General features: G+C 68.8%; 25 protein-coding genes and 1 other RNA gene. 11 read left to right on the top strand and 15 right to left on the bottom strand.

What is annotated here, in order from left to right; genetic code table 11:
* Window positions 1–2 precede the first annotated feature (2 nt).
* The 7 genes from BCR55_RS15115 to ffs form a co-directional block, all read right to left on the bottom strand.
* Window positions 3–932, bottom strand: coding sequence for a protein-L-isoaspartate(D-aspartate) O-methyltransferase (locus BCR55_RS15115; RefSeq protein ID WP_059938456.1), 930 nt, complete (start codon window positions 930–932; stop codon window positions 3–5).
* Window positions 929–1,690 carry a 5'/3'-nucleotidase SurE gene (surE, locus tag BCR55_RS15110; protein ID WP_006412019.1) on the bottom strand — a complete coding sequence of 254 codons (762 nt, stop codon included), beginning with the start codon at window positions 1,688–1,690 and terminating at the stop codon, window positions 929–931. Before surE ends, BCR55_RS15115 begins: the two co-directional genes overlap by 4 nt.
* Window positions 1,691–1,794: 104 nt before the next feature.
* On the bottom strand, window positions 1,795–3,000 hold the full coding sequence (locus tag BCR55_RS15105) for a CaiB/BaiF CoA-transferase family protein (protein ID WP_065494748.1): 1,206 nt from the start codon (window positions 2,998–3,000) through the stop codon (window positions 1,795–1,797).
* Window positions 3,001–3,049: 49 nt separating this feature from the next.
* Window positions 3,050–3,646: a recombination mediator RecR gene (gene recR, locus BCR55_RS15100; protein WP_006404699.1), complete on the bottom strand. Its 597-nt coding sequence runs from the start codon at window positions 3,644–3,646 to the stop codon at window positions 3,050–3,052.
* Window positions 3,647–3,677: 31 nt separating this feature from the next.
* Window positions 3,678–4,004: a YbaB/EbfC family nucleoid-associated protein gene (locus BCR55_RS15095; RefSeq protein WP_006399891.1), complete on the bottom strand. Its 327-nt coding sequence runs from the start codon at window positions 4,002–4,004 to the stop codon at window positions 3,678–3,680.
* A 94-nt stretch (window positions 4,005–4,098) separates the two neighbouring features.
* Window positions 4,099–6,564 (bottom strand): DNA polymerase III subunit gamma/tau, encoded by a 2,466-nt coding sequence (locus tag BCR55_RS15090; RefSeq protein ID WP_065494747.1) that lies wholly within the window; start codon window positions 6,562–6,564, stop codon window positions 4,099–4,101.
* Between the two features lie 240 nt (window positions 6,565–6,804).
* Window positions 6,805–6,903: signal recognition particle sRNA small type (gene ffs / locus BCR55_RS15085), an RNA gene on the bottom strand.
* Window positions 6,904–7,280: 377 nt separating this feature from the next.
* On the opposite strand from ffs, the gene trxA reads away from it, so the two are divergent.
* From trxA to BCR55_RS15045, 8 genes are all read left to right on the top strand, one after another.
* On the top strand, window positions 7,281–7,607 hold the full coding sequence (trxA, locus tag BCR55_RS15080; protein WP_006402348.1) for a thioredoxin TrxA: 327 nt from the start codon (window positions 7,281–7,283) through the stop codon (window positions 7,605–7,607).
* Between the two features lie 196 nt (window positions 7,608–7,803).
* Window positions 7,804–9,066 carry a transcription termination factor Rho gene (gene rho, locus BCR55_RS15075; protein WP_006402347.1) on the top strand — a complete coding sequence of 421 codons (1,263 nt, stop codon included), beginning with the start codon at window positions 7,804–7,806 and terminating at the stop codon, window positions 9,064–9,066.
* A gap of 124 nt (window positions 9,067–9,190) precedes the next feature.
* Window positions 9,191–9,688: a MerR family transcriptional regulator gene (locus BCR55_RS15070; protein ID WP_065494983.1), complete on the top strand. Its 498-nt coding sequence runs from the start codon at window positions 9,191–9,193 to the stop codon at window positions 9,686–9,688.
* Window positions 9,685–11,241, top strand: a complete 1,557-nt coding sequence (locus tag BCR55_RS15065; RefSeq protein WP_065494746.1) for an MFS transporter — start codon at window positions 9,685–9,687, stop codon at window positions 11,239–11,241. Before BCR55_RS15070 ends, BCR55_RS15065 begins: the two co-directional genes overlap by 4 nt.
* A gap of 38 nt (window positions 11,242–11,279) precedes the next feature.
* Window positions 11,280–12,113, top strand: a complete 834-nt coding sequence (locus tag BCR55_RS15060) for a zinc-dependent peptidase (RefSeq protein ID WP_006409107.1) — start codon at window positions 11,280–11,282, stop codon at window positions 12,111–12,113.
* 156 nt (window positions 12,114–12,269) lie between these two features.
* Complete coding sequence (locus BCR55_RS15055) at window positions 12,270–12,533, top strand: type B 50S ribosomal protein L31 (protein WP_006402343.1); 264 nt, start codon at window positions 12,270–12,272, stop codon at window positions 12,531–12,533.
* A 211-nt stretch (window positions 12,534–12,744) separates the two neighbouring features.
* Window positions 12,745–14,502, top strand: a complete 1,758-nt coding sequence (locus BCR55_RS15050; protein WP_170933520.1) for a glycosyltransferase family 39 protein — start codon at window positions 12,745–12,747, stop codon at window positions 14,500–14,502.
* 2 nt (window positions 14,503–14,504) lie between these two features.
* Window positions 14,505–15,860: an MATE family efflux transporter gene (locus BCR55_RS15045; protein ID WP_065494745.1), complete on the top strand. Its 1,356-nt coding sequence runs from the start codon at window positions 14,505–14,507 to the stop codon at window positions 15,858–15,860.
* A gap of 11 nt (window positions 15,861–15,871) precedes the next feature.
* Here the strand turns inward: BCR55_RS15045 and lipA are convergent, their stop codons facing one another.
* The 6 genes from lipA to BCR55_RS15015 all read right to left on the bottom strand — a co-directional run bounded on the left by lipA (window position 15,872) and on the right by BCR55_RS15015 (window position 21,995).
* On the bottom strand, window positions 15,872–16,837 hold the full coding sequence (gene lipA, locus BCR55_RS15040) for a lipoyl synthase (RefSeq protein WP_006407817.1): 966 nt from the start codon (window positions 16,835–16,837) through the stop codon (window positions 15,872–15,874).
* Between the two features lie 2 nt (window positions 16,838–16,839).
* The gene (locus BCR55_RS15035) at window positions 16,840–17,955 is read right to left on the bottom strand and encodes an acetoin dehydrogenase dihydrolipoyllysine-residue acetyltransferase subunit (RefSeq protein WP_065494744.1); all 1,116 of its coding nucleotides are present in this window, start codon (window positions 17,953–17,955) and stop codon (window positions 16,840–16,842) included.
* 4 nt (window positions 17,956–17,959) lie between these two features.
* A complete protein-coding gene (locus tag BCR55_RS15030) occupies window positions 17,960–18,964 on the bottom strand; it encodes an alpha-ketoacid dehydrogenase subunit beta (protein ID WP_006402333.1) in 1,005 nt (334 codons plus the stop codon).
* Window positions 18,965–19,028: 64 nt separating this feature from the next.
* Window positions 19,029–20,012, bottom strand: a complete 984-nt coding sequence (locus BCR55_RS15025) for a thiamine pyrophosphate-dependent dehydrogenase E1 component subunit alpha (RefSeq protein WP_006407815.1) — start codon at window positions 20,010–20,012, stop codon at window positions 19,029–19,031.
* A 97-nt stretch (window positions 20,013–20,109) separates the two neighbouring features.
* Window positions 20,110–20,886, bottom strand: coding sequence for an SDR family NAD(P)-dependent oxidoreductase (locus BCR55_RS15020; RefSeq protein ID WP_006409105.1), 777 nt, complete (start codon window positions 20,884–20,886; stop codon window positions 20,110–20,112).
* A gap of 50 nt (window positions 20,887–20,936) precedes the next feature.
* Window positions 20,937–21,995, bottom strand: a complete 1,059-nt coding sequence (locus BCR55_RS15015; RefSeq protein WP_006407813.1) for an ATP-NAD kinase family protein — start codon at window positions 21,993–21,995, stop codon at window positions 20,937–20,939.
* Window positions 21,996–22,531: 536 nt separating this feature from the next.
* Here BCR55_RS15015 and BCR55_RS15005 point away from each other — a divergent pair.
* On the top strand, window positions 22,532–24,448 hold the full coding sequence (locus tag BCR55_RS15005; protein WP_065494743.1) for a sigma-54-dependent Fis family transcriptional regulator: 1,917 nt from the start codon (window positions 22,532–22,534) through the stop codon (window positions 24,446–24,448).
* A 31-nt stretch (window positions 24,449–24,479) separates the two neighbouring features.
* Here BCR55_RS15005 and BCR55_RS15000 read toward each other — a convergent pair whose 3' ends face one another.
* Both BCR55_RS15000 and BCR55_RS14995 read right to left on the bottom strand, forming a co-directional pair.
* Complete coding sequence (locus BCR55_RS15000; RefSeq protein WP_006407811.1) at window positions 24,480–24,917, bottom strand: carboxymuconolactone decarboxylase family protein; 438 nt, start codon at window positions 24,915–24,917, stop codon at window positions 24,480–24,482.
* On the bottom strand, window positions 24,901–25,362 hold the full coding sequence (locus tag BCR55_RS14995; RefSeq protein ID WP_006407810.1) for a MerR family transcriptional regulator: 462 nt from the start codon (window positions 25,360–25,362) through the stop codon (window positions 24,901–24,903). Before BCR55_RS14995 ends, BCR55_RS15000 begins: the two co-directional genes overlap by 17 nt.
* A 279-nt stretch (window positions 25,363–25,641) precedes the next feature.
* On the opposite strand from BCR55_RS14995, the gene BCR55_RS14990 reads away from it, so the two are divergent.
* Together BCR55_RS14990 and BCR55_RS14985 are read left to right on the top strand one after the other, a co-directional pair.
* Window positions 25,642–26,259, top strand: a complete 618-nt coding sequence (locus tag BCR55_RS14990; RefSeq protein WP_065494742.1) for a helix-hairpin-helix domain-containing protein — start codon at window positions 25,642–25,644, stop codon at window positions 26,257–26,259.
* 88 nt (window positions 26,260–26,347) lie between these two features.
* Window positions 26,348–26,779: a YidB family protein gene (locus BCR55_RS14985; RefSeq protein ID WP_006407808.1), complete on the top strand. Its 432-nt coding sequence runs from the start codon at window positions 26,348–26,350 to the stop codon at window positions 26,777–26,779.
* Window positions 26,780–26,808 lie beyond the last annotated feature (29 nt).

The raw sequence follows: 26,808 nt of genomic DNA, 5'->3' as shown, positions 1-26,808 counted from the left end.
TTTCAAATCACTCCGGATTTTAAAGGGACAAAGAAAACGCGATCAAGCCGAGACTCCCGCCACTGCGCGTGCGCGACGCGCTCGACGAGCGTGAGGACCTGCGGCTGCCCGCTCTGCGCACCGACCGGCGCGATGAGGCGCCCGCCGATCGCGAGCTGCTCGAGCAGCGCCTGCGGCACGTCGAGCCCCGCGGCTGCGATCACGATCGCATCGAACGGGGCGGCGGACGGCAGGCCGACACGCCCGTCGCCGTAGTGCAGACGGATGTTCGGCACGCGCAGCGGCCTCAGGTTCAGCTTCGCGCGCTCGTACAGCGGCTTGATGCGTTCAATCGAATACACGTCGCGCGCCACGTGGCTCAGCACCGCGGCCTGATAGCCGCAGCCGGTGCCGATTTCGAGGACGCGCTCGAGGGAGCGGCCGGCCATCGCGAGCTCGATCATGCGCGCGACGACCGACGGCTTCGAAATGGTCTGCTGGTGGCCGATCGGCAGCGCGGAATCCTCGTAGGCCTGCGTCGCGAGGCCGGGATCCACGAACAGGTGGCGCGGCACCGCCGCCATCGCCGCCAGCACGCGCGCGTCGGCGACGCCGTTCGCACGCAGCCGTTCGACCATGCGCTCGCGCACGCGTTCCGAGGTGAGCGCGAACGCGCCGGCCGGCGCCGCGCTCGGTGCGATAGGCCGCGGTGCGGCAGGCTTCGGCAGCGTCGGCTTCGGTGCGGTGGCCTTCGGCGCCGTCGCGGGCTTGGCGGCGGCGAGGCCGGCCGGCACGCCGCGCGCCGGGCCGGGCTTCGGCACGGCGACCGGACCGTCGGCGGACTTCGACGCGGCAAGCGCATGGCGTTCGCCGGGCCGCCCGTCGGATTTGCGTGGCGCTCGCTTGAGATCTTCGAGCGCGAGCGGGAACCGCTTCGCGCGCTCGCCGCTCATGAAGCCCGCCCTCCGGCGCGCGCCCATTCGCGCGTCGCGGGCAGCATCTGCGTGTGCGTGAGATCGAGCTGCAGCGGCGTGATCGACACGAAACCGTTGGCGATCGCGTGGAAATCGGTGCCTTCGCTCGCGTCCATCGCGTCGCCCGCCGCGCCGATCCAGTAAATCGGCTCGCCGCGCGGATCGGCCTGGCGGATCACCGGCTGCGACGGATGACGCTTGCCGAGGCGCGTCACCTTCCAGCCCTTCAGCTCGTCGTACGGCAGGTTCGGGATGTTGACGTTCAGCAGCGGGTGGCCCGGCAGCGGATGCGCGAGGTAGTGCGCGACGATCTCGGCCGCGACGCGCGCGGCGTCTGCGAGATGGGCCCAGCCCTTGTCGGCCAGTGAAAACGCGATCGCCGGCACGCCGAACATGATGCCCTCGGTGGCGGCGGCGACCGTGCCCGAGTAGAGCGTGTCTTCGCCCATGTTCTGGCCGTTGTTGATGCCCGACACGACGAGGTCGGGCCGCGCGTCGATCATTCCCGTCAGCGCGACGTGCACCGAGTCGGTCGGCGTGCCGTTCACGTAGAAGAAACCCGTACTCGCCGCGCGCTGCACGGACAGCGGCCGCGACAGCGTCAGCGAGTTCGATGCGCCGCTGCAGTTCTGCTCGGGCGCGATCACCGTGAGTTCGGCCAGCGGTTGCAGCGCGTCGTTGAGCGCGGCAAGACCCGGGGCGAGATAGCCGTCGTCGTTGCTGAGTAGGATTCGCATCCGGCGATTGTAACCGAGGAAAGATGGCGCGCGAGCGACAGTCCGACGGCAGCCGGGCACATGCGCGCGCGGTGCACGGCCGCATCGCGCGGCCGCATTTGCGCTCAGATCGCGCCGGCGTCGCGCAGCGCCGCGATGGCCTGCGCGTCGTAGCCGAGGCCGCGCAGCACCTCGTCCGTATGCTCGCCCAGCGCCGGGCCGAGCCAGCGCGTTTCGCCCGGCGTGTCGGACAGCTTCGGCGTCACGTTGGGCAGCGAGATGTCGGTACCGTCGGCGAGCTTGAAGTGCTGGATCATCTGGCGTGCGGCGAACTGCGGATCGGTGAACATGTCGGCGACGCTGTAGATGCGCCCGGCCGGCACGTCGGCGGCGTGCAACACCTCGAGCGCCTCGTCGATCGTGCGCGGTGCGAGCCATGCGGCGATCGCGTCGTCGATTTCCTGCGTGCGCGGCACGCGCCCGTCGTTCTGCGCGAGCGCCGGATCGTCCGCGAGATCGTCGCGGTCGATCGCCTTCATCAGCCGCTTGAAGATCGGATCGCTGTTGCCGCCGATCACAATGCTGCCGTCGCGGCACGCGTACGTGTTCGACGGCACGATGCCCGGCAGCGACGCGCCGGTGCGCTCCCGCACCATCCCGTACACGCCGTACTCCGGCACGACGCTTTCCATCATGTTGAACACCGCTTCATATAGCGCGACGTCGACGACCTGCCCCGCGCCGCCGTTCACCTTGCGGTGATGCAGCGCCATCAGCGCGCCGATCACGCCGTGCAGCGCGGCGATCGAATCGCCGATCGAGATGCCGATGCGCGGCGGCGGCAGGTCGGGATAGCCGGTGATGTGGCGCAGCCCGCCCATCGATTCGGCGATCGCGCCGAAGCCCGGGCGGTCGCGATACGGGCCGGTCTGCCCGTAGCCGGACAGGCGCACCATCACGAGGCCCGGATTCTCGGCCGACAGCACGTCGTAGCCGAGGCCGAGCTTTTCGAGCAGGCCCGGACGGAAGTTCTCGATCACGATGTCGGCTTCGCGTGCGAGCTGGCGCGCGATCGTCTTGCCGGCGTCCGATTTCAAGTTCAGCGTGACCGATTTCTTGTTGCGCGCCTGCACGGCCCACCACAGCGACGTGCCGCCCTGCTCCGGATGGAGCTTGCGCCACTTGCGCAGCGGATCGCCGCCTTTCGGGTCTTCGATCTTGATGACTTCGGCGCCGAACTCGGCGAACAGCCGCGACGCGAACGGCCCGGCGATCAGCGTTCCGAATTCGAGCACTTTGACGCCCGCGAGCGGGCCCTGGCTGGCGCTCATGTGTCTCCCTGACATGAGGAACGGCGCCGCCGGCGGGCGGCGCCGGAAATTACATCGTGCGGCGGTCGAGCATCGCGCGGGCGATCGTGCCCGCGTCGACGTATTCGAGCTCGCCGCCGACCGGCACGCCGCGCGCGAGGCGCGTGACCGCGAGCCCGCGCGCCTTCAGCGTCTGGCCGAGGTAATGCGCGGTGGCTTCGCCTTCGTTCGTGAAGTTCGTCGCGAGCACGACTTCCTTGACGATGCCGTCGGATGCGCGGCGCACGAGCCGGTCGAAGTGGATTTCCTTCGGGCCGATGCCGTCGAGCGGGCTGAGCCGCCCCATCAGCACGAAGTACAGGCCGCGATAGGTCATCGTCTGCTCGAGCATGATTTGATCGGCAGGCGTTTCGACGACGCACAGCAGCGTCGGGTCGCGCTCCTCGTCGCTGCAGACCTCGCAGATCTGCGCTTCGGTGAACGTGTTGCATTTATCGCAGTGCCGCAGATGCTCGGTCGCGAACAGCAGCGACCGGCCGAGCCGCTCCGCGCCCTCCCGATCGTGCTGCATCAGGTGGTACGCCATGCGCTGCGCGGACTTCGGCCCGACACCGGGCAGCACACGCAGCGCTTCGACGAGCGCGGACAGGGCGGACGGTTGTTTCATACGGCGGCAGACGTCGAGACGAACGCGGCGTTCAGAACGGCAGCTTGAAGCCCGGCGGCAGCGGCAGGCCCGACGTCATCCCGCTCATCTTTTCCTGCGACGTCGCCTCGGCCTTGCGCACCGCATCGTTGAACGCGGCCGCGACGAGATCCTCGAGCATGTCCTTGTCGTCCGCGAGCAGGCTCGGATCGATCGACACGCGTCGCACTTCGTTGCGGCACGTCATCGTCACCTTGACGAGGCCGGCGCCCGACTGCCCTTCGACTTCAATCTGCGCAAGCTGCTCCTGCATCTTCTTCATGTTTTCCTGCATTTGCTGCGCTTGCTTCATCAGTCCGGCGAGGTTGCCTTTCAACATGGGAATACTCCTTCTCGATCGTGTGAAAACCGGCACGCGGCGCGTGCCGGCCAATGTGCTGGGGCGGGATTGTGCCTGCCGCGGCGCAATCCGTTCAATGCAGCGTCGGCGCACCGCCGTCCGGCGCCGAATCGGCGAGCGGACGCACGGAGCCTTCGACGATGCGCGCGCCGAAGTCGCGCACGAGTTGCTGGACGAACGGATCGGCGTGAATCTCCTGTTCGGCCTCGCGCTGACGCGCCGCGCGTGCGGCCGCGTCGAGCGCCGCCGCCGTGCGGCGCGCGGGGCCGACCTCGACCGCCACCTCGACCGGCTTGCCGAGTGCATCGGCAAGCGCGGCCTTCAGCTTCGCGACCTGTGCGGCGTCCGCGTACTGCGGGACGGGCACCGACAGCTTCAGCGACGTCGCGTCGACAGCCGTCAGTTCGCTGTTGAACGCGAGCTGATATGCGACGCCCTTCAGCGGCAATCGTGCGGCGAGCGTCGGCCATTCGCCGTCGAAGCCGATCGCGTCGAGCGCGATCGCGGGCGGCAACGGACGCGTGTCGACCGGCGCCGACGGCCGGCTTTCGGCGAGCGACGGCGCGACGCGCACGTCGTCCGGGCCGCTGTCGAACACCGGCACGAAGCCGTCGTCCGGCGGGCCGCCGAACATTTCGTCCGCGCTGAGCGGCACGTAGTCGTCCGGCGGAATGTCTTCCCACGGCGGCGGCGCATGGCGCGTGTCGGCGCTCGGCTGCGCGGCGCGCGCGGTCGCGCGCGGCGTCGGCACCTGTACGGCCGGACGCGCCGGCGCAGGCTTTGCGGCGGCGGGCTCGGCCGCGGGCTTGGCTGCGGCGCCCGCGCGAGAACGATCGGACGACACGCGCATCCCGGCATTGCGCAGCACGTCGAGCGCGGCGGCCGCGCCGCCCGAACGGGCGGCCGGGCGCGCGGCCGACCCTGCGGATGCCGCGCGCGGCGCCGGTTCGGCCGGCGGTGCGGGTTCGTCATTGCGCGGCGCGGCAGCGGATGCTTCGGGCTCGCGCGCTTGCTGCGCGGCGACGCGCGGTTTCGGCGCGCTGTTGCGCGGCTCGGCGGCCGACACGTCGGCTTCGGTGCTGCGCTGCGCGTCGGCAGACGGTGCGGGTTCGGCACGAACGGCCGCCGGCGTGTCGGTCGCTGCGGTCGCCGCGTCCGATCGAGCGCTCGCGTCGGGTTGTGGCGTCGCGCCGGCGTCCGCTACCTTCGCGACGGGCGAAACCGGCGTGGCTTGCGGCGCAGGCGCGGCTTGCGTGGCCGGCTGCGTGGCGGCATCGCCGGTCGGTGCCGGCGCAACCGCTGCCGGGCGCGCAGCAGGCGCAGCCGGAGCAGCCGTTTGCGGGCGCACAGCCGACACCGGCTTCGCCGCAGGCGCTGCCGCCGCGGCAGCCGCCCGCGGCGCCGGTACGGCGCGCGGCACGGACGGCTGACCGCCCGGCGCGCTGCCGGCACCGACGGCCGGCTCGAACGCGAGCATGCGCAGCAGCGTCATCGTGAAACCCGCGTATTCGTCGGGCGCGAGGCCGAGCTCCGCGCGACCGACCGTCGCGATCTGATAGAACAGCTGCACCTGTTCGGGGCTCAGCAGCTCGGCGAAGCGACGCAGATCGGCCGCTTCCGGCCATTCGTCGAGCACCGAGCCCGGCGCGAACTGCGCCCACGCGATCCGGTGCAGCAGGCTCGCGAGATCCTGCAGCGCGGTCGAGAACGACAGGCTGCGCAGCGACATTTCGTCGGCGATCGCGAGAATCTCGGGGCCGCTGCCGGCCGCGAGCGCATCGAGCAGCCGCACCATGTAAGTCTGGTCGAGCGCGCCGAGCATGCCCGACACCGCCGCTTCGGTCACTTCGTTGGCCGAATAGGCGATCGCCTGGTCGGTCAGCGACAGCGCGTCGCGCATGCTGCCCTGCGCCGCACGCGCGAGCAGACGCAGCGCCTGCGGCTCGAACGCGATGCGCTCTTCGCCGAGAATGCGCTCGAGATGCGACACGATGTGCCCGGCCGGCATCTGCTTCAGGTTGAACTGCAGGCAGCGCGACAGCACCGTGACCGGAATCTTCTGCGGATCGGTGGTCGCGAGGATGAACTTCACATGCGGCGGCGGCTCCTCGAGCGTCTTCAGCATCGCGTTGAACGCGTGGTTCGTCAGCATGTGCACTTCGTCGATCATGTAGACCTTGAAGCGCGCATCGACCGGCGCGTACACCGCGCGCTCGAGCAGCGCGGCCATTTCGTCGACGCCGCGATTGCTCGCGGCATCCATTTCGACGTAGTCGACGAAGCGGCCTTCGTCGATCTCGCGGCACGCACGGCAGACGCCGCACGGCTGCGACGTCACGCCGGTTTCACAGTTGAGCGCCTTCGCGAAGATGCGCGACAGCGTCGTCTTGCCGACGCCGCGGGTGCCGGTGAACAGATACGCGTGATGAAGACGCCCGCCGTCGAGCGCGTGCGTGAGCGCCCTGACGACGTGCTCCTGGCCGACGAGCGAAGCGAAATCCTTCGGACGCCACTTGCGTGCGAGAACTTGATAGGTCATCGGGAAATTGTATCAGCAACGCTGCCGCGCGCCGACACGCGAAACGCCGCGCGCTGCGGCAATCGCGGTGCATGACGGCGCCTGACGACGCATGCGTCGCGACGGGCGAAACGCTCGGGACGAGCGTCGACCAGATGCACGGCCGCGACTGCACCTGACAGCCATCGAAACAGCGAAAACCGGGGAAACGAAAATTGATTGCAGAAAGAAAAAACGCCCGACGAATGGGGCGAGGAGGAAGGTGACGAGCCCGACCCTCGGCACTGGCGGAAAACGGCTGTGGCTGCTTCGTTCCCGACCTGACCAGGTTCACCGGCCCACCATGCGAGGAGGCCCGTCACGGCGTATTCTATCACCGCTGCGCGCCGAATGCGACCGTTTATTCGGCTGCGCCGTAAATCGGCGGATAAATGGCGCGCCGGTCGTGCCGCGGCGGTGCGCTCTTGTATTTTGCGTGCACGCCTCCACCTGCCGATTGCAGAGGCCGAACGGCGCGTCGTACCCCTACTTGCAAAGCGGCTACTATCGCCGCCCGCAACGGATAGCAATTTAGGCTAATATGACGCCCGAACGACCCGCGAGCCGCGGTATGCAGCGCTTACGCCCTTCTTTCCCGGAGAGCGGAGCTACCTGCCGCAGCGGCCGGCTGCTTCGGCGGCCGGTGCGCCGCAACGCGCGAAGCAGGCAGTCCCCGAACCGAAAGAGGTATTGACCCAATGAGCGAACAGATCAAACACATCAGCGACGCATCGTTCGAACAGGACGTCGTCAAATCCGACAAGCCCGTCCTCGTCGACTTCTGGGCCGAATGGTGCGGTCCGTGCAAGATGATCGCCCCGATCCTCGACGAAGTCGCGAAGGACTACGGCGACAAGCTGCAGATCGCGAAGATCAACGTCGACGACAACCAGGCGACGCCCGCGAAGTTCGGCGTGCGCGGCATCCCGACGCTGATCCTGTTCAAGAACGGCGCGGCTGCCGCGCAGAAGGTCGGCGCGCTGTCGAAGTCGCAGCTCACCGCATTCCTGGACAGCCACCTGTAATACCGGCACGTCCCGCGGACGTGTTGTCAGCCGGCAACACGTCCGCCGCCGCACCGCCGATCGGCCGCTCAAGCGCGAATCGGCGTATGCTAGAATCAAAAAACGTCTACAAGACGCATTTAAGTCTCTGAGCGCTTCCGCTCGCCCTCCTCCCTTTATATCTTTCGTCGCATCTCCTCCCTGGCGGGTTCTCCGTATGCATTTATCCGAGCTCAAGTCTCTGCACGTCTCCGAACTGATCGAAATGGCCAACGGCCTCGAGATCGAAAACGCGAACCGCCTGCGCAAGCAGGAGCTGATGTTCGCCATTCTCAAAAAGCGCGCCAAGACGGGAGAGACGATCTTCGGCGACGGCACGCTCGAAGTGCTGCCGGACGGCTTCGGCTTCCTCCGCTCGCCGGAAATGTCGTACCTCGCGAGCACCGACGACATCTACATCAGCCCGTCGCAGATCCGCCGCTTCAACCTGCACACCGGCGACACGATCGAAGGCGAAGTCCGCACGCCGAAGGACGGCGAGCGCTACTTCGCGCTGGTGAAGGTCGACAAAGTCAACGGGCAGCCGCCCGAGGCCTCGAAACACAAGATCATGTTCGAGAACCTCACGCCGCTGCACCCGAACAAGCCGCTGTCGCTCGAGCGCGAAATGCGCGGCGAGGAAAACGTCACGGGCCGCATCATCGACATGATCGCGCCGATCGGCAAGGGCCAGCGCGGCCTGCTCGTCGCATCGCCGAAGTCGGGCAAGACCGTGATGCTTCAGCACATCGCGCATGCGATCAAGCAGAACCATCCGGACGTGATCCTGTTCGTGCTGCTGATCGACGAGCGCCCCGAAGAAGTGACCGAAATGCAGCGCTCGGTCGCGGGCGAAGTGATCGCGTCGACGTTCGACGAACCGGCCACGCGTCACGTGCAGGTCGCCGAAATGGTGATCGAGAAGGCCAAGCGTCTCGTCGAAATGAAGCATGACGTCGTGATCCTGCTCGACTCGATCACGCGTCTCGCACGCGCCTACAACACCGTGATCCCGGCGTCGGGCAAGGTGCTGACGGGCGGTGTCGACGCGAACGCGCTGCAGCGTCCGAAGCGCTTCTTCGGCGCGGCGCGCAACATCGAGGAAGGCGGCTCGCTGACGATCATCGGCACCGCGCTGATCGAAACCGGCAGCCGCATGGACGACGTCATCTACGAAGAGTTCAAGGGCACCGGCAACATGGAAGTGCACCTCGAGCGCCGTCTCGCGGAAAAGCGCGTCTATCCGTCGATCAACCTAAACAAGTCGGGCACGCGCCGCGAGGAAATGCTGATCAAGCCGGACATCCTTCAGAAGATCTGGGTGCTGCGCAAGTTCATCCACGACATGGACGAAGTCGAGGCGATGGAATTCCTGCTCGACAAGATCCGCCAGACGAAGAGCAACTCCGAGTTCTTCGATCTGATGCGCCGCGGCGGCTAAGCGCCGCTGCGCGCCCCGACGGCCGCCCGCGCCCTGCGCCGGCGGCCGTTTTTTCACGCCAACCTGAACGTGAACGTACAGGTTGATCTATAATGACGCGATCGTCACGATCCGCGCTCCGTCCATGTCCGATGCCGCCTCCACCCCGCTGCTGACCGTTGGCGACGCCGCCGCACGGCTCGGTGTCACGCCGCGCACGCTGAAGTATTACGAGGAGCGCGGGCTCGTCACGCCGTCGCGCAGCGAAGGCCGCTATCGCCTGTACGACGAAGCCGATCTTGAGCGTTTCGCGCGCATCCTGCGATTGCGCGCGCTCGGCTTCTCGCTGCACGGCATCACCGAAATGCTCAAGCGTCCGCTCGAGGAAGCCGGCGACGGCCGGCGCCGCTATTCGGACGCCTCGCTGCGCGAGATCCGCGCGGGGCTCGCCGAGCAGATCGCGACGCTCGATCGCCGGATCGCGGCCGTCCAGCGCGAGCTGAAGGAAGCGGTCGCGCTGCGCAAGGAGTTGCAGCACGACATCGACTACGTCGAACGACGCCTCGCCGGCGAGAACCCCGATGCGCTGATCGCGCAACGGCGCGCCGAAGCCGGCGCACGGCGCGGCAAGGGCCGCGCATGAACGTCACGTCCGGGCGCCCGCCGCTGTGGAGCCGCGCGAACCTGCGCGCGGACCTGTTCCCCTGGGCACTTGCGCTCGTCACCGGGCTCGACTACTTCGACAACGCGATCTTCTCGTTCTTCGCGAGCTATATCGCGGGCGGCATCAATGCGTCGCCGGACGAACTCGTATGGGCGTCGAGCGCGTATGCGGTCACGGCCGTGCTCGGCATCCTGCAGCAGCAATGGTGGGTCGACCGCCTCGGGCATCGCCGCTACGTCGCCGGCTGCATGCTGATGTTCTCGTTCGGCGCGATCGCGGCCGCGCTCGCCGATACGTCGCTCGAACTCGCGTTCGCGCGCGGCTTTCAGGGCTACTTCATCGGCCCGATGATGGGCGCGTGCCGGATCCTGATCCAGATCAGCTTCAAGCCTCAGACGAGGCCGCCCGCGACGCGCGCGTTCCTGATCATGATCCTGCTCGGCAGCGCGCTCGCGCCGATCGTCGGCGGGCTGTTCGTCGCGCATTCGACGTGGCGCGCACTGTTCGCGTGCACGGCGCCGGCCGGCATCGCGTTCGCGATCCTCGCGCTGCTCACGCTGCCCGACTCGGGCCGCACGCCGGACGACGAACGCGGCTCCGGACATTTCTGGCCATACGTCGTATTCGCGCTCGCGCAGGGCGCGCTGCAGATCGTGATGCAGCAGGTGCACTACCAGCTGTACAGCGGCTCGCCGATGCTGATCGGTCTGACCGCCGCGGGGCTCGGCGCGCTCGCCTGGTTCGCGTATCACCAGTGGAACCACCCGACGCCGCTCGTGCGGCTGCACGCGCTGCGCGAGCGCACGTTCCAGATCGGCCTGTTGCTCTACATGTTCTATTACTACGAGTCGACGGGCTTCAGCTATTTGTCGTCGCGCTTTCTCGAATCGGGGCTCGGCTATCCGGTCGAGAACGCCGGGCGGCTCGTCGGCACGATGTCGCTGATTTCGGCCACCGCGCTGTTCGCGTACCTGCGCTACGCGAAGCACGTCGCGCACAAGAAATGGTTCGTCGTGCCGGGCTTCGCGATCGCGATCGTCGCGACGCTATGGATGACGCGGCTCACGCCGCAAGTCGGCGAGGCCGCGCTCGTCGTGCCGCTGCTGTTGCGCGGCCTGCTGCTGCTGTTCATCGTGCTGCCGGTCGCGAACCTCACGTTCCGGATCTTCGCGATCGACGAGTACACGCACGGCTATCGGCTCAAGAACATCGTGCGGCAGCTGACGATCACGTTCGCGACGTCGTCGGTGATCATCGTCGAGCAACATCGGCTCGCGGTGCACCAGACGCGGCTCGTCGAACGCGCGAACGTGTTCGACCCGCTGTTCCGGCAGACGCTCGACACGCTCGCGAACGGTTATGCGGCGGCCGGCCACGCGGCGACCGAAGCGCACGGCCTCGCCGTCGCGTCGATCGCGCGGATGGTCGCGCAGCAGGCGTCGTTTCTCGCCTCGCTCGACGGCTTCTACTTCCTCGCCGGCGTCGCGCTCGTCGGCGGCGTGTTCGCGGCATGGCAAAAAGAGATCGATTGAGTTAAAAGACAGGCTTTGGATTTCCGCGCGCCGCCTCCATGCTTTCGAAACTGACCCGCTGGCTCGACGATCGCCGCCGCGATCGCGCGCTGCGCAGCCATCCGATTCCGGACACGCTGTGGCACGACACCGTGGCACGCCTGCCGTTCCTCGACGCGTTGTCGCCCGACGATCTCGGCCGGCTGCGCGAACTGACGAGCCTGTTCATCGCGAAGAAATCGTTCTCCACGGCGCACGGGCTCGAGCTGACCGACGCGATGATCGTCGCGATCGCCGCGCAGGCGTGCCTGCCCGTGCTGAATCTCGATCTGTCGCTCTACGACGGCTGGGTCGGCGTCGTGGTGTATCCGGGCGAGTTCGTGATCCGCAAGACCGTGCAGGACGAGGACGGCGTCGTGCACGAGGTCGAGCAGGATGCGAGCGGCGAGGCGTGGGAAGGCGGCCCCGTGATCCTGTCGTGGGAAGACGCGCAGATGACCGACGGCCGCGACGCGTACAACGTCGTGATCCACGAATTCGCGCACAAGATCGACATGGTCAACGGCGCGGCCGACGGCTACCCGCCGCTGTTTCGCCGCTGGCATGCGCCGCACCTCGATGCGCAGACCTGGGCCGACGTGTTCGACAACGCATACGACCAGTTCTGCGCGCGCGTCGACGCCGTGCCGGACCGCGCCTGGGCGCGCTTCGAGCGCGACTCCCTGATCGATCCGTACGCGGCCGACCATCCGTCCGAGTTCTTTGCGGTTTGCAGCGAAGCGCTGTTCGTGCGGCCGCAAGCGTTCGAGTCCGAATTTCCGGAGCTGTACCGGCTGCTCGCCCGCTACTACCGGCAAGATCCGGCGCGCGCGGGCGCGCTCGACGCGGCGTGAAAATTATTCGTCAACCGTCTGATTTTCTGGCATAATCGCCGTTTTTCGACCTTAGGCAAGTGGCTCGCGCCGGGCTTGACGGTCGCCGATACGCGCACAGCGCGCCAATCGGCACGGCAAGCGGCGGGTTGGCTACCGCTCTCACCAAGGAAAATCATGAAACCTGGCATTCACCCGGATTACCGCGAAGTCGTCTTCCAAGACATGTCGAACGGCTTCAAGTTCATCACGCGTTCGACGATCCAGACGCGCGAAACCATCGAGCTCGAAGGCAAGACCTACCCGCTCGCGAAGATCGAAGTGTCGTCGGAATCGCACTCGTTCTACACGGGTCAGCAAAAGATCATGGACACGGCCGGCCGCGTCGAGAAGTTCAAGAACAAGTTCGGTTCGCGCGCAAGCGGCAAGGTCGCGAAGTAAGCTTCGCACCGCAGCCGGTGGCTGCAACGCACCGGTCTCCGCACAAAAGGGCAGCCTCGGCTGCCCTTTTTTGTCTCCGCGCGTCCGGCACACGGCCCGGCCCGCGAGCCCGCCATGATCTGCCGCGCGCGCGTGCGCGCGTCTACAATGCCGGATGCTCGAAACCGGCCCGGCCGCGCGGCCGCCCGCTCATCACACATCGTTCATCTGCATGAAGCCTGTCGTCCGTCTCACCGCCTCCGCCACGCGCGCGCTGCCGCGCTGGCTGCTGCTCACGCTCTGCTTCGTCTACGCGGCATTCGGCCTGTTCGGCCGAGATCCGTGGAAGAACGAGGACGCGGCGGGCTTCGGCGTAATGTGGACGATGGCGACCGGCCACCACGACGACTGGCTGCTGCCGAACCTCGTCGGCAAGTTCATCACGAGCGACGGGCCGCTCGGCTACTGGCTCGGCGCGCTGTCGATCCGCGCGCTGGCGCCCTGGGTCGATGCGAGCAACGCGTCGCGCGTCGATACCGGCATCTGGTTCTGCGTCGCGTGCGCGTTCGTCTGGTATGCGGCCTATCTGCTCGGCCGGCGCGCGGAAGTCCAGCCGTTCAAGTACGCGTTCGGCGGCGAGCCCGAGCCGCGCGACTACGGCCGCACGCTCGCCGACGGCGCGCTGCTGATCCTCGTCGCGTGCTTCGGCCTCGCGGAGCGCGGACACGAAACGACGCCGCAGCTCGCGCAGTTCGCGTGGATCGCGATGCTCGTCTACGGCATCGTGCGCGGCATCGACAAGCCGCTGCAAGGCGCGCTCTGCTGGGGTGCGGCGATCGGCCTCGTCGGCTTGTCGGGCAACCCGGTGCTCGTCGTCGCGCTGCTCGCCGGCACGGCCGCACTGTGGCTCGTCACGCCCGAGATGCGCAACCTGCGCCTGCCGCTCGTCGGCGTGCCGGTCGCGATCGCGATCTTCGCGCTGTGGCCGGTCGCCGCGTTCATCGCAGCGCCCGACGACGCCGCGTGGTTCTTCAACCAGTGGATCCACGGCAGCCTGATGCGCTTCTCGGGCCCGCCGACCGCGGTGCTCGGCTATGCGGCGAAGAACCTGCCGCTGTTTACGTGGCCCGCATGGCCGCTCGCGATCTGGGCGTGGTGGAGCTGGGCCGGCATGCGCCGGCGCGCGCACATCGCGATTCCGCTGTCGGTCGTCGTGCCGCTCGTCGCGCTCGTGATCCTGCAAAGCCAGCAGTCGAACCGCATGTACATGCTGCTGCTGCCGCCGCTCGCGGTGCTCGCGACGTTCGCGCTGCCGACGCTCAAGCGCGGCGCGATCAACGCGATCGACTGGTTCGCGGTGCTCAGCTTCACGATCCTCGGCACCTTCGTGTGGCTCGTGTGGCTCGCCTCGCTGACCGGTTTCCCGCATCCGCTCGCGCGCAACCTCGGGCGGCTGCTGCCGGGCTACGAGCCGCATTTCAACGCGCTGTCGTTCGCCTGTGCGGTCGTCGTCACGGTGTGCTGGTGCGTGCTCGCGCGCTGGCGCATCTCGCGGCAGCCGAAGGTGCTCTGGCGCAGCGTCGTGCTGTCGGGCGCGGGCACCACGCTGATGTGGGTGCTGCTGATGACGCTGTGGCTGCCGATCGTCAACTACGGCCGGACCTACCGCGACGTCGCGCAGCAGATCGCGACGCACCTGCCGGCCGACTACCAATGCATTTCGCCCGTGCGGCTCGGCGATGCGCAGATCGCGACGTTCGCCTATTTCGGCAACATGCACTTCGATTTCACCGAAGACTGCGACGTGATCCTGCGCCAGGACCGCGCGGACTTCGGCGAGCCGAGCGCAATGTCGCAATTCGTGTGGCGTCTCGTATGGGAAGGCCGCCGCGTCGCCGACCGCGACGAGCGCTTCCGCCTGTATGAGCGCATCGAGCGGCCGAAGACGCCGGTCAAGCGGCGCGCGCCGCATCGCCGGGCGGCCGGTTGACGATGTTCGCGGACATCCGTCGCATCGTCGGTCTCGCGTGGCCGGTGCTCGTCGGCCAGCTCGCGATCATCGCGTTCGGCGTGATCGACACCGCGATGGTCGGCCGCTATTCGGCCGTCGACCTCGCCGCGCTCGGGCTCGGCTCGTCGATCTACGTGTCCGTCTATATCGGGCTGACCGGCATCCTGTCCGCGCTGCAGCCGATCGCGGGCCAGCTCTACGGCGCGCGGCGCTATGCCGAGATCGGCGAGGAAGTGCGCCAGGCGCTGTGGCTCGCCGTGCTGCTCGCGACACCCGGCTTCCTGTTGCTGCATTTTCCCGAACCGCTGCTGCGCGTCGCGCACGCGCCGCCGGCGCTTCACGACCGCACCGTCGACTATCTGCGCATCCTGTCGTACGGGCTGCCGGCGAGCCTCGTATTCCGCATTTACAACGCGTTGACCAACGCGGCCGGCAAGCCGCGGCTCGCGATGATCCTGCAGATCGGCGCACTGCTGCTGAAGTTTCCGCTCAACGTCTGGTTCATCTTCGGCGGCTTCGGCATACCGGCGCTTGGCGGCCCCGGCTGCGGGCTCGCCAGCACGCTGATCAACTGGGCGCTCGCGCTGATCGGCTTCGCGCTGCTCGCGAGGCTCGACGTGTTCGCGCCGCTCGCGATCTTCTCGCGCTTCTGCTGGCCCGTCTGGACGCGCCAGAAAGCGCTGCTGAAACTCGGCGTGCCGATGGGGCTGTCCTACCTGATCGAAGTCACGTCGTACACCTGCATGGCGCTGTTCATTGCGCAGTTCGGCACGACGACGCTGGCCGGCCACCAGATCGCCGGCAACGTCGGCGCCGTGCTGTACATGACGCCGTTGTCGATCGGCGTCGCCGCATCGACGCTCGTCGCGCGCGCGCTCGGTGCGGGCCGGCCCGACGAAGCGCGGCTGCTCGGCCGGCACGGCGTGATCCTCGCCTGCGCGATCGCCGCCGCGTACGGCGTGCTCGTGTTCGTGCTGCGGCCGTTGATCATCGGCGGCTACACGCCGAATCCGGCCGTCGCGTCCGCCGCGATGCCGCTCGTCGCGATCGTGACCTGCTACCACTTCTTCGACGCGCTGCAGATTACCTCCGCGTTCGTGCTGCGCGCGTACAAGGTCGCGGTCGTGCCGACCGTGATCTACGCGGTCGCACTCTGGGGCGTCGGCCTCGGCGGCGGCTATCTGCTCGGCTTCGACGTCGGCGGCATCGCGCCCGCGTCGCTCGTCGGCGCGCGCGGCTTCTGGTTCGCGAACACGGTCAGCCTGATGCTCGCGGGCGTCGGGCTCGCGCTGTACCTGCGCCGCGTGAGCCGCCTGCACGTGTCCGCCGGCACCTGAGCCACGGCCCGCTACGCGGGCAACAGCACGTCTGCCGCGTGATACGAGGAGCGCACGAGCGGGCCGGCGACCACTTCCGCGAAACCGAGCGCCAGCCCCTCGTCGCGCCATGCCGCGAACGCCTCCGGGCTCACGTAGCGCCGCACCGGCAGATGATGCGCGGACGGCGCGAGATACTGGCCGAGCGTCAGGACGTCGACACCGTGCGCGCGCAGGTCGCGCATCGTCGCGCGCACCTCGTCGTCGCCTTCGCCGAGCCCGAGCATCAATCCCGATTTCGTGACGAGCGCCGGCCGCGCGCCCTTCGCGCGCGCGAGCAGATCGAGCGAGCCGCGATAGTCGGCGCCGGGCCGCGCCGCGCGATACAGCGAGGGCACCGTCTCGATGTTGTGGTTGAACACGTCGGGCCATGCCTGCGACAGCGCGTCGAGCGCACGATCGATGCGGCCGCGGAAATCGGGCACCAGCACCTCGACGCCGATCCCCGGCACGCTCGCGCGCACCGCCGCGATGCAGGCGGCGAAATGCGCGGCGCCGCCGTCGCGCAGATCGTCGCGGTCGACCGACGTGATCACGACGTAGCGCAGCGCGAGCGCGGCGACCGCCTCCGCGAGCCGGGCGGGCTCGTCCGGATCGAGCGGCTCCGGACGGCCATGCGCGACGTCGCAGAACGGGCAGCGGCGCGTACAGAGCCCGCCCATGATCATGAAGGTCGCCGTGCGCTGCGCAAAACATTCGCCGATGTTCGGACACATCGCTTCCTCGCATACGGAATGCAGCCGATGCGCGCGCAGCACGGCCGCCATGTCGGCGACGGCCGCGCTCATCATCGGCCGTGCGCGCAGCCACGGCGGCTTGGGCAGCGCCGTACCGTCGGCGAGCTCGACCCGCACGGGAATGCGCGCGAGCTTGTCGCGGCTGCGCGCGCCCGGCTGGCCGAGCGCGGTGAGGCTGGGTCGTTCGAGCGCGGCAGCCATCGTCAGTCTCCGAGAAACGCGACGATCAGCCGGTTCACGTCGGCCGCCGCTTCCATCTGCACCATGTGCCCGCTGCCGGCGATCAGCTCGGTGCGCACGCCGTCCGGCAAACCCTGCGCGTGCTGCGCCGGAATCACCTGGTCGCGCTCGCCCCAGATCACGAGCGTGCGCGGCGCGAGCGACGCAAGCCGGTCGCGGAACACGCGCCGCTGCGTCGCGCCGTCGAACGCGGCGTTCGCGATCTTCTCGAGCGCGGCCTGCACGCCTTCGAGCCGCTTGTACTTGACGAGATCGTCGACGAGCTGCCGCGTGACGAGCGCGCTGTCCGCGAACAGCGCGCCGAGATGCGGCTTCAGCGTATTGCGGCTGTTGCCGGCGACGAAGCCGTCGATGTAGTCGCGGTTGATCTCGGCACCGAGGCCCGCGCTCGCGATCAGGGTCAGCGACGCGACGCGCGCCGGCGCACGCTCGGCGACCGTCATCGCGACCGCGCCGCCCATCGAATGGCCGATCAGGTGCGCACGCTCGATGTCCTTCGCGTCGAGCAGCGCCAGCACGGCGTCGGCGAGCTCGTCGAGGCTGCCGCTCTCGACCGCCTTGCCCGACTCGCCGTGACCGGGCAGATCGAGCGCCCACACCGGCCGGTGCGCCGCCAGTTCCGCATGGTTGAACAGCCAGTTGTTCAGGTCGCCGCCGAAGCCGTGGATCAGCACGGCCGGCGTCCCGGCGCCCTCGCCGAGCTTCAGGAAGCGCATCGTGCGGCCGCCGATCTGCGCCTTCTCCGGTTGCGGGCCGGCCGCTTCGTCGGCCGCCGCGCTCGGCGTGTAGTCGCGCTGGAATGCCGCGATCGCCGCGTCGATGTCGGCATCGCTCACGTCGGCCGCGGCGACCACGCCGAGCAGCGCGCCGACCGGCAGCGTTTCGCCCTCCTGAGCGACCTGCCGGCGCAGCGTGCCGTCGAATGCGCATTCGACGCCCGACGAGATCTTGTCGGTCTCGACGTCGAGCACCTCGTCGCCCTTCGACACGCGTTCGCCGACCGCCTTCAGCCAGCCGTTGACCTGCCCCTGCTCCATCGACAGCCCCCACTTGGGCATCGTGATCATGTGAATCGACATCGTCTCAGCTCCTCGTTTTCAGCACGGCCTGCGCGATCGCATCGGCAGACGGGATATACAGGTCCTCGAGCACGCCGGCGAACGGCGCGGGCGTGTGCGGCGCGGTCACGAGCTCGATCGGCGCCTGCAGCGAACGGAACGCGCGCTGCGCGACGAGCGCGGCGATGTCGGTCGCGATCGAGCAGCGCGGGTTCGCTTCGTCGACGACCACCACGCGCCCGGTGCGTGCCGCGCTTTCGAGAATCGTTTCCTCGTCGAGCGGCGACGTCGTGCGCAGGTCGATCACGTCGACCTGAATGCCGTCCTTCGCGAGCTTCGCGGCGGCGTCCATCGCGACATGCACCATCCGGCCGTAGGTGACGATCGTCGCGTCGTCGCCGTCGCGCACGACATTCGCCTCGCCGAACGGAATGGCATAGGATTCCTCGGGCACGTCGCCTTCGCGCGTGTAGAGCAGCTTGTGCTCGAGGAAGATCACCGGATCGTTGTCGCGGATCGACTGGATCAGCAGCCCCTTCGCGTCGTACGGCGTCGACGGGCACACGACCTTCAGCCCCGGAATGTGCGTAAACAGCGACGTGAGCATCTGCGAGTGCTGCGCGGCCGCGCGCAGGCCCGCGCCGTACATCGCGCGGATCACGACCGGCGTGACGGCCTTGCCGCCGAACATGTAGCGGAATTTCGCGGCCTGGTTGAAGATCTGGTCGAAGCACACGCCCATGAAGTCGACGAACATCAGCTCGGCAACGGGCCGCATCCCGCACGCGGCGGCGCCGACCGCCGCGCCGATGTAGCCGCCTTCGGACAGCGGCGTGTCGAGCACGCGGCCCGGAAACTTGTGGAACAGCCCCTTCGTCACGCCGAGCACGCCGCCCCATGCGTCGTCCTCGCCGGGCGCGCCCGCGCCGCCCGCATTGTCCTCGCCCATCACGATCACGCTGTCGTCGCGCGCCATCTCCTGCGCGAGCGCCTCGTTGATCGCCTGCGAATAAGTGATCTTCCTTGCCATGTCTGTCTCCTGGAATGTTCGGTTCGCCGTGTCGGCCGTTGCATTGCGCGCGGTTCGGCCGCGCTCACGGATACGACACGTAGACGTCGGTCAGCAGGTCGGCCGCGTCCGGCAGCGGCGCGGCCTTCGCTTCGGCCACCGCGTCGTCGATCAGCGCCTTCACCTGCGCGTCGACTGCACGCAGCTCGTCCGTCGTCAGCACTTCGGCGCGCACGACGCGCGATTCGAAATGCTTCAGGCAGTCCTTCTCGTCGCGCAGCTTCTGCACTTCGCCGGGCGCGCGATAGGTCTGCGCGTCGCCTTCGAAGTGGCCGAAGTAGCGCGAGAACTTCACCTCGACGAGCGTCGGGCCGCCGCCGTTGCGCGCGCGCTCGACGGCTTCGCCGAGCGCCTCGTGCACGGCAAAGAAGTCGAAGCCGTCGACGATCACGCCCGGCATCCCGAAGCCGTTCGCGCGATCGGCGATGTTGTCGGTCGCGACCGACCAGCTCGACGAGGTCGCTTCCGCGTAGCCGTTGTTCTCGGCGACGAAGATCGCGGGCAGCCGCCACACCGACGCGAGGTTCATCGATTCGAAGATCACGCCCTGGTTCGATGCGCCGTCGCCGAAGAAGCAGACGCCGACGCCGCCCGTCTTCTTCTGCTTGGCCGCGAGCGCCGCGCCGCAAACGAGCGGGCCGCCCGCCCCGACGATCCCGTTGGCGCCGAGCATCCCCATCGACAGGTCGGCGATGTGCATCGAGCCGCCCTTGCCGTGACAGACGCCGGTCTTCTTCCCGTAGATTTCGGCCATCATCCCGCGCACGTCGACGCCCTTCGCGATGCAGTGGCCGTGGCCGCGGTGCGTCGTCGCGACGTAGTCGGCGACGCCGAGGTGCAGCATCGTGCCGACCGCGGACGCCTCCTCGCCCGCATACAGGTGAACGAAGCCGGGAATCTCGCCGGTCGCGAACTCGACGTGCAGGCGCTCCTCGAATTCGCGAATCGTGCGCATCAGCCGGTATGCCTCCAGCAGCGTGTCCCTGCTGAGCTGTGTCGAAACGGACATGTGTGTCTCCTTGGGTTGGTCTGACTGCGAATGCCGCCGCGGCGCTGCCGCGGCAACGGATTGCGCGACTGCGGCCCGCGCGTGCCGGTTGCGGCCGTCAGTGAAACGTGAAGCCGCCGTCGACGTTCACGGCCTGCCCGGTCACGTTGTCCATCGTCGCGAAAAACAGCGCGAGGCGGCCCATGTCTTCGGGCGTCTGCGCGCGGCCTTGCGGAATCAGCGTCAGCTGATGCCGCTGCCACGATTCCTCGACCGACTCGCCGTCCGCCTTCCATTCGTCGGAAAGCCGGTCCCACATGTAGGTGCGCACGATGCCCGGGCAGATCGCGTTGACGGTGATGCCGTCGCGCGCGACTTCCTTCGCGAGCGCGTTCGTGAAGCCGACGACCGCGAACTTCGAGGCGCTGTAGTGCGCGAGATTCGGAAAGCCTTCCTTGCCGGCAATCGACGCGACGTTGACGATCCGGCCGCTGCGTTGCGTCTTCAGATGCGGCAGCGCCGCGCGGCAGCCGAGAAACGTGCCCTTCGCGTTCACGTCCATCACGAAATCCCAGTCGCGCTCGCTCAGCTGGTCGACCGGGTGGATGCTGATCACGCCCGCGCAGTTGACGAGGATGTCGAGCCGGCCGAGTTCGGCAAGCGCCTGCGCGACCATCGCGTCGACCTGCGCGGACTGCGTGACGTCGACCTTCGCGACCGCCGCACGGCGGCCGAGCGCACGCACTTCGCGCGCCGTGGAATCGAGCGCGTCGTCGAGCAGATCGGCGAGCAGAATGTCGGCGCCCGCGCCGGCGAGCGTCAGCGCGATTCCGCGGCCGATGCCGCGCGCGCCGCCGGTGACGATCGCGACCTGTCCTTCGAGAGCGGTTGTCATGGCACTGTCTCCTCGTGAATGGGAAAAGCGATACATGCGCGTCGGTGCGTTCAGTTGCGCCATGCGGGAACGTCGCGCAGCAACTGACGCGACGCCGCGTAGCGCAGCGTGCGGCCGACGTCGACGGTGAGCGGGCCGCGCCAGTCGAGCGCGATCTCGTAGCGGTCGCCGCGCGCGACTTCGATCTCGCGTTCGCCGTCGAACGCGAGCGTGCCGTGCTCGAACGGAATCGGCTGCCACGCGTCCGGCTCGAGCCGTTCGCAGCTGCGCATCACGACGCGGTCGACGCGGCCCGGCGCGATCGGTGCGACGAGCGGTGTGCCGGCCGTCTTCCCTTCGCCGGCGAAACGCATCGCGAGCCCGTGCGGCGCGCTGCGCTCGAGCGGCGCCCACGCGCCGCCGAGCGCCGACAGCCCGATGCCGTCCGGCTCCGCGAAGGTCAGATACAGCGTGTCGATGTCGTCGGGCCCCGAGATCGCGCGTGCGCCGACGAAGCGCTGCCGTGCGGCGCAGACGTCGACGAGCGCGATCTCCTCGCGCCCCGGCTGCGGGCCGGCCGCGCAGCGCACGACGAGCCGCTTGTTGCGCGCGAACGCGACGTCGGGCGGCACCGCGCCAGTGGCGGCGAGACCAGCCGCGACGCCGGCGACGGTCGCCTCGCGCTGCTCGGGAAACGCGTTGTTGGTGCCGGTCGACAGCGCGACGAGCGGTGTCGTGCCGCAATGGGCGGCGACCGCACGATGCGTGCCGTCGCCGCCGAGCACGACGATCAGCGCAACTTCGTGGCGATGCAGATAAGCGGCGCCCGCATGCGTGTCGGCGACCGTATCGGTGATCGGCAGGTCGACGAATTGGACGTCCGGCCAGCGCGCGTCGCCGCCCACCGCACGATGCGTATCGAGTGCGCGCAGCAGCAGCGTCGCGATGCCGGTGCGGTCGCGCAGCGTCAGCACGCGCTCGACGCCCATCGCGCCGAGGCCGGCCAGCAGGCGCACGATCATGTTCGCCTTCTCGGCGGTCGGAAACACCGATGCATGCGTGGTGAGGCGGCGAATGTCGCGCCCCGAGGCGGGGTTCGCGATCACGCCGACGGTAACGGGCGTCGTCACGGGCTTTGTCTCCATCCAGTCGGCCGGCGCCGGCGCTGTCGCGCCCGCGGCGGCCCTGCGTTACGTCCGCGGCCTGCGAAGGGCCGCGGATCGTCGTCGCCGACGCCATCGCGCCGGTCTTGCCCGTGATCTCTGCAAGCGATGTGCCAGCATGCGCGCGATCGGCGCGGCACCCGCGCCGGCGCTGGCGCGGCGGCCGCGCGCGGCATGCGGATGCAACGCCGCGACCGCGCATCGCGGCGCCGAGCGGCGCCGGCGTCTCACGCGCGCGCGACGCTGCGCGCCTCGTCATCGCACGCGCCGCGACGCCGCGCATCGCGCGCAAACCCGCGTGCGGCGCGGCTGTGCGCCGCATTACGCCGGCGCGCCGCCGGCCGAACGACGCGGCGATGCGCGTCTCAATCGCGCGAGACGCGCGGCGGCGGCCGTGAGACGAATGTCTCACGCGACTCGCGTGCTGCGGCGCAATGTGATCCGCCGAAACGGATGTGCTACAAGAGCATCGAATTCCCCGTCGTACGGAACCGGAGCCGACCATGCCTTACGTCGTTCCCCAGGCCCAGCATGCGGACCGCGTGCTCGGTGCGCTCGCCGGCCGTTTGCCGCCGCCGGCCGATTCGACGCGCCTCGTTTCGTCATGGCAGCGCTCGCTCGAGCGCTACCGGCTCGACCCCGCGTCGTCGATCGGCCCGCGCGTGCTGACCGCGGCCGAGCTGCGCGAGGTGCGCGACAAGGAAGAAGCGTTTTTGCGCGCGTCGGGCCAGTGCCTGACGCGGCTGCACGAGATGATCCGCGTCGCCGATTACTGCGTGATGCTGACCGACGCGCACGGCGTGACGATCGACTATCGGATCGATCGCGAGCGTCGCAACGACTTCCGCCATGCGGGGCTGCACATCGGCTCGTGCTGGTCGGAGAGCGAGGAAGGCACGTGCGGCGTCGCGAGCGTGCTGACCGATCTCGCGCCGATCACCGTGCACAAGACCGACCATTTTCGCGCCGCGTTCACGACGCTCACCTGCAGCGCGGCGCCGATCTTTTCGCCGGCCGGCGAGCTGATCGGCGTGCTCGACGCGTCGGCCGTGCAGTCGCCCGACAATCGCGACAGCCAGCGTCTCGTCTATCAGCTCGTGCGGCAGAGCGCGGCGCTGATCGAGGACGGCTATTTCGTGCACAGCACGGCGCAGCACTGGATCCTGTTCGGGCATCCTAATCGTCACTACGTCGAGGCACAGCCCGAATGGCTGATCGCGTTCGACGAATGCGGCAACATCGTCGCCGCCAACCGGCGCGCGCGCGACGCGCTGCCGGAGCTGCGCGAGCCGCGCCACATCGACGAGATTTTCGACGTGACCGACATGCCGCTGCGCGACGCCGCGCGGCTCGACGCGATCGTCGCGCTGCGGTTGCGCGCGACCGGTGCGACGCTGCATGCGCGGTTGCGCGCGCCGTTGCGCCGCGCGGGACGCGATGCCGGCAGCGCATCGCGCCGGCCGGGCGCGACCGAGCGCCACGTCGGCGCGCTGACGCCGTTCCTGCACAGCAGCGACGCGCGCGTCGCGCAGCAGGCCGAACTCGCGCTGCGCGTCGCGAGCAAGCGCCTGCCGATTCTCGTGCTCGGCGAAACCGGCGCGGGCAAGGAAGTGTTCGCTCGGGCGATCCACGATGCCGGCACGCGGCGCACGCGGCCGTTCGTCGCCGTCAATTGCGGCGCGCTGCCCGAAGCGCTGATCGAGAGCGAACTGTTCGGCTACGCGGCCGGCGCGTTCACGGGCGCACGCAAGCACGGCGCGCGCGGCAAGATCGCGCAGGCCGACGGCGGCACGCTGTTTCTCGACGAAATCGGCGACATGCCGCTCGCGCTGCAAACGCGCCTGCTGCGCGTGCTCGCCGACGGCGAAGTCGTGCCGCTCGGCAGCGACACGCCGGTGCGCGTCGATCTCGACGTGATCTGCGCGACGCACCGCGATCTCGCGCAGATGGTCGCGTCCGGCACGTTCCGCGAGGATTTGTATTACCGGCTCAGCGGCGCGACGTTCGAGCTGCCGCCGTTGCGCGAACGCGCGGACGTGCGCGACCTGATCGCAGCCGTGTTCGCCGAGGAAGCGCAGGCGACCGGCCACGTGCTGACGCTCGACACGGCGCTCGCCGAGCAGCTCGCCGCCTATCCGTGGCCCGGCAACGTGCGTCAGTTGCGCAACGTGATGCGCTACGCCTGCGCGGTATGCGACGGCGCACGCGTGACGCGGCGCGATCTGCCGGCCGACGTCGCCGCGCAGCTCGGTGCGGATCCCGGAAGCGTGCTGCCCGACGACGAGCGCAGCCGCATCGTCGCGGCGCTGAGCGCGCACCGCTGGCGGCCCGATGCGGCCGCGCAGGCACTCGGCATGTCGCGCGCGACGCTGTACCGGCGCATCGCGAAATACCGGATCGTCGCGCCGCACCGCGTGTGACACGCGTTGCGATCCGCGCGCGCATGCCGTGTCAGGCGGTTTCGGCGGCCGCCGCGGGCGCGCCGTCGCGGGCCGCGCCCGCTGCTTCGTCGCGCTGCCGGAACACCTCGTGCGCGGCGAACAGCGCATTGAGCGCGGCCGGGAAACCGGCATAGACCGCCATCTGCATGAAGACCTCGACGATCTCGTCGCGCGTGCAGCCAACGTTCAGCGCGGCTTCGATATGCACTTTCAGTTGCGGCTGCGCATTGCCGAGCGCGGCGAGCGCCGCGATCGTCGCGATCTCGCGCGATTTGAGGTCGAGCTGCGGGCGGCTGTAAATCTCGCCGAACGGAAATTCGATGACCATCCGCGCAAAGTCCGGCGCGATCGGCGCGAGCGCGGCGATCACGCGCTCGCCCGCGTCGCCGTCGATTTCCGTGAGCTTGTCCCAGCCGCGCGCGTAGCGATCTTCAACGACTCGTTCCATGGTGTTCGTCCTGTTCCTTGAGTGAATGAGAAGGGCTCGCCTGTCGTTCCGACTCACGCTCCAGCGCCTCGTAGTGCGCGATCTTTTCGCCGATCGCGTCGAGGCTCGCCTGCAGCTCCGCGAGATGCGCACGCACGGCATCGCGATGCGCGACCAGCAGCCGGCGCCGTGCGCCAAGCGTCGGCTCGCCCTGCACGCGCAGCGCCGCGAACTGCTGCATCTGCGCGATCGGCATCCCGGTCGACTTCAGACGCATCACGAACGCGAGCCAGTCCAGATCGGCCGGCGCATAGAGCCGGTGCCCGGCCGCGTTGCGCGAAATCGCGTGCAGCAGCCCGGCCTGCTCGTAATAGCGCAGCGTGTGCGTCGACACGCGCATCAGCGCGGCGACTTCACCGATCGTCAGCGGACCGGCGGCGGAAGGTTTCGATTCGGTCATCGACATGGCACGCTCAAGCTTAGGAGTTAGAGTTCACTCTAAGTCAAGCGCCGTCGAACGGCCAGCATCGCTGCCCCCAACGCGGCAATACCGTAAAGAATCGTCAAAACGGCGCCGCCGCGGCGCATTCGCCCTTTACACGGGGCGCGCGCTTGAGCAAGATTCGTGCAGCCTGTCTTAAAAAGGGCACGCATTTGTCCTATGCTTAACGGCGACGCCCGGCCGTGTCGCCTCCGCCGTCCGTTGCAACAGCCATTCATCCGTCCGAACCAGGGAGCCCTTGCCATGCTGAAAAAGCTGCTGATGCTGTTCGTCGCGTTATCGCTGTCGCTTGCTGCGGGCCTTGCCGCGGCCGTCGACGTCAACACGGCCGATCAGGCCGCGCTCGAATCGGTGAAGGGCCTCGGGCCCGTGAAGTCGAAGGCGATCATCGACGAGCGCACGAAGAACGGCCCGTTCAAGGATGCCGACGATCTCGCGACCCGCGTCAAGGGGCTCGGCACGAAGTCGGTCGGGCATCTCGAGGAAAACGGGCTGACGATCGGCGGCTCGTCGGCCCCGCCGAAGGGCGTGAAGCTGTCGAAGCCGGCCGCGACGAGCTCGGCCACGACGTCGACGACGACGTCCGCCGGTACGGCATCGACGTCGACCACCGCGACGGCCGGCACCACGGCCGCCGCCCCGGCACCGGCGCCGGCGGCGAGCACGCCGGCCGCCGCAACCAAGCCGGCCAAGAGCAAGCGCGCCTCCAAGAAGGACAAGGCGGCGGCAGCGGCGTCCGCGGACGCGGGCGCAAGCGCGAGCGCGCCGGCTGCCGCATCGTCGACGAAGGCGGCGAAGGGTTCGAAGAAGAAGAGCAAGAAGGACAAGGCAGCCTCCGCCGCCGCGGCGTCGGGCGCCTGATGTGCGCCGCGCGCGCGACGGGCGCGTGCGCGGCATCCGTGCAACGGGCGTCGCCTTGCGGCGCCCCTTTCAGTGAAGGTGAAGAACCATGGGTCTCCTCGACATCGTCGGCGGTCTGATCGGCGGCCAGGCCGGCGGCAACTCGCAAAGCGCGCTGATTACGACCGCGCTCGAATTCATCAACAACCAGCCGGGCGGCCTGAACGGCCTCATCGAGAAGTTCAAGGCCGGCGGCGCCGGCGAGATCATCGGCTCGTGGGTCGGCACCGGCGCGAATCAGCCGATCTCGCCGGACACGCTGCAGAACGTGCTGGGCTCCGACGTGGTCGGCTCGCTCGCGAGCAAGGTCGGCATCGACCCGGCGCAGGCGTCGTCGATCCTCGCGCAGGTGCTGCCGCACGTCGTGAACCATGCGACGCCGAACGGCGAAGTGCCGAGCGACGGCCAGGTCGACACGTCGAACGTGCTCGGCGCGCTGTCGCAGCTGGCCGGTATGTTCGGCGGCAACAAGCAGGCCTGAGCGGTACGCGCGACGGCCCTGCGCCGTCG

Origin of the sequence: Burkholderia sp. CCA53 (assembly GCF_001685525.1) — a bacterium.
Classification (GTDB): Bacteria; Pseudomonadota; Gammaproteobacteria; order Burkholderiales; family Burkholderiaceae; genus Burkholderia; species Burkholderia multivorans.
The sequence above is the reverse complement of the archived record's forward strand: the minus strand, read 5'-3'. Positions and strand labels throughout refer to the sequence as shown.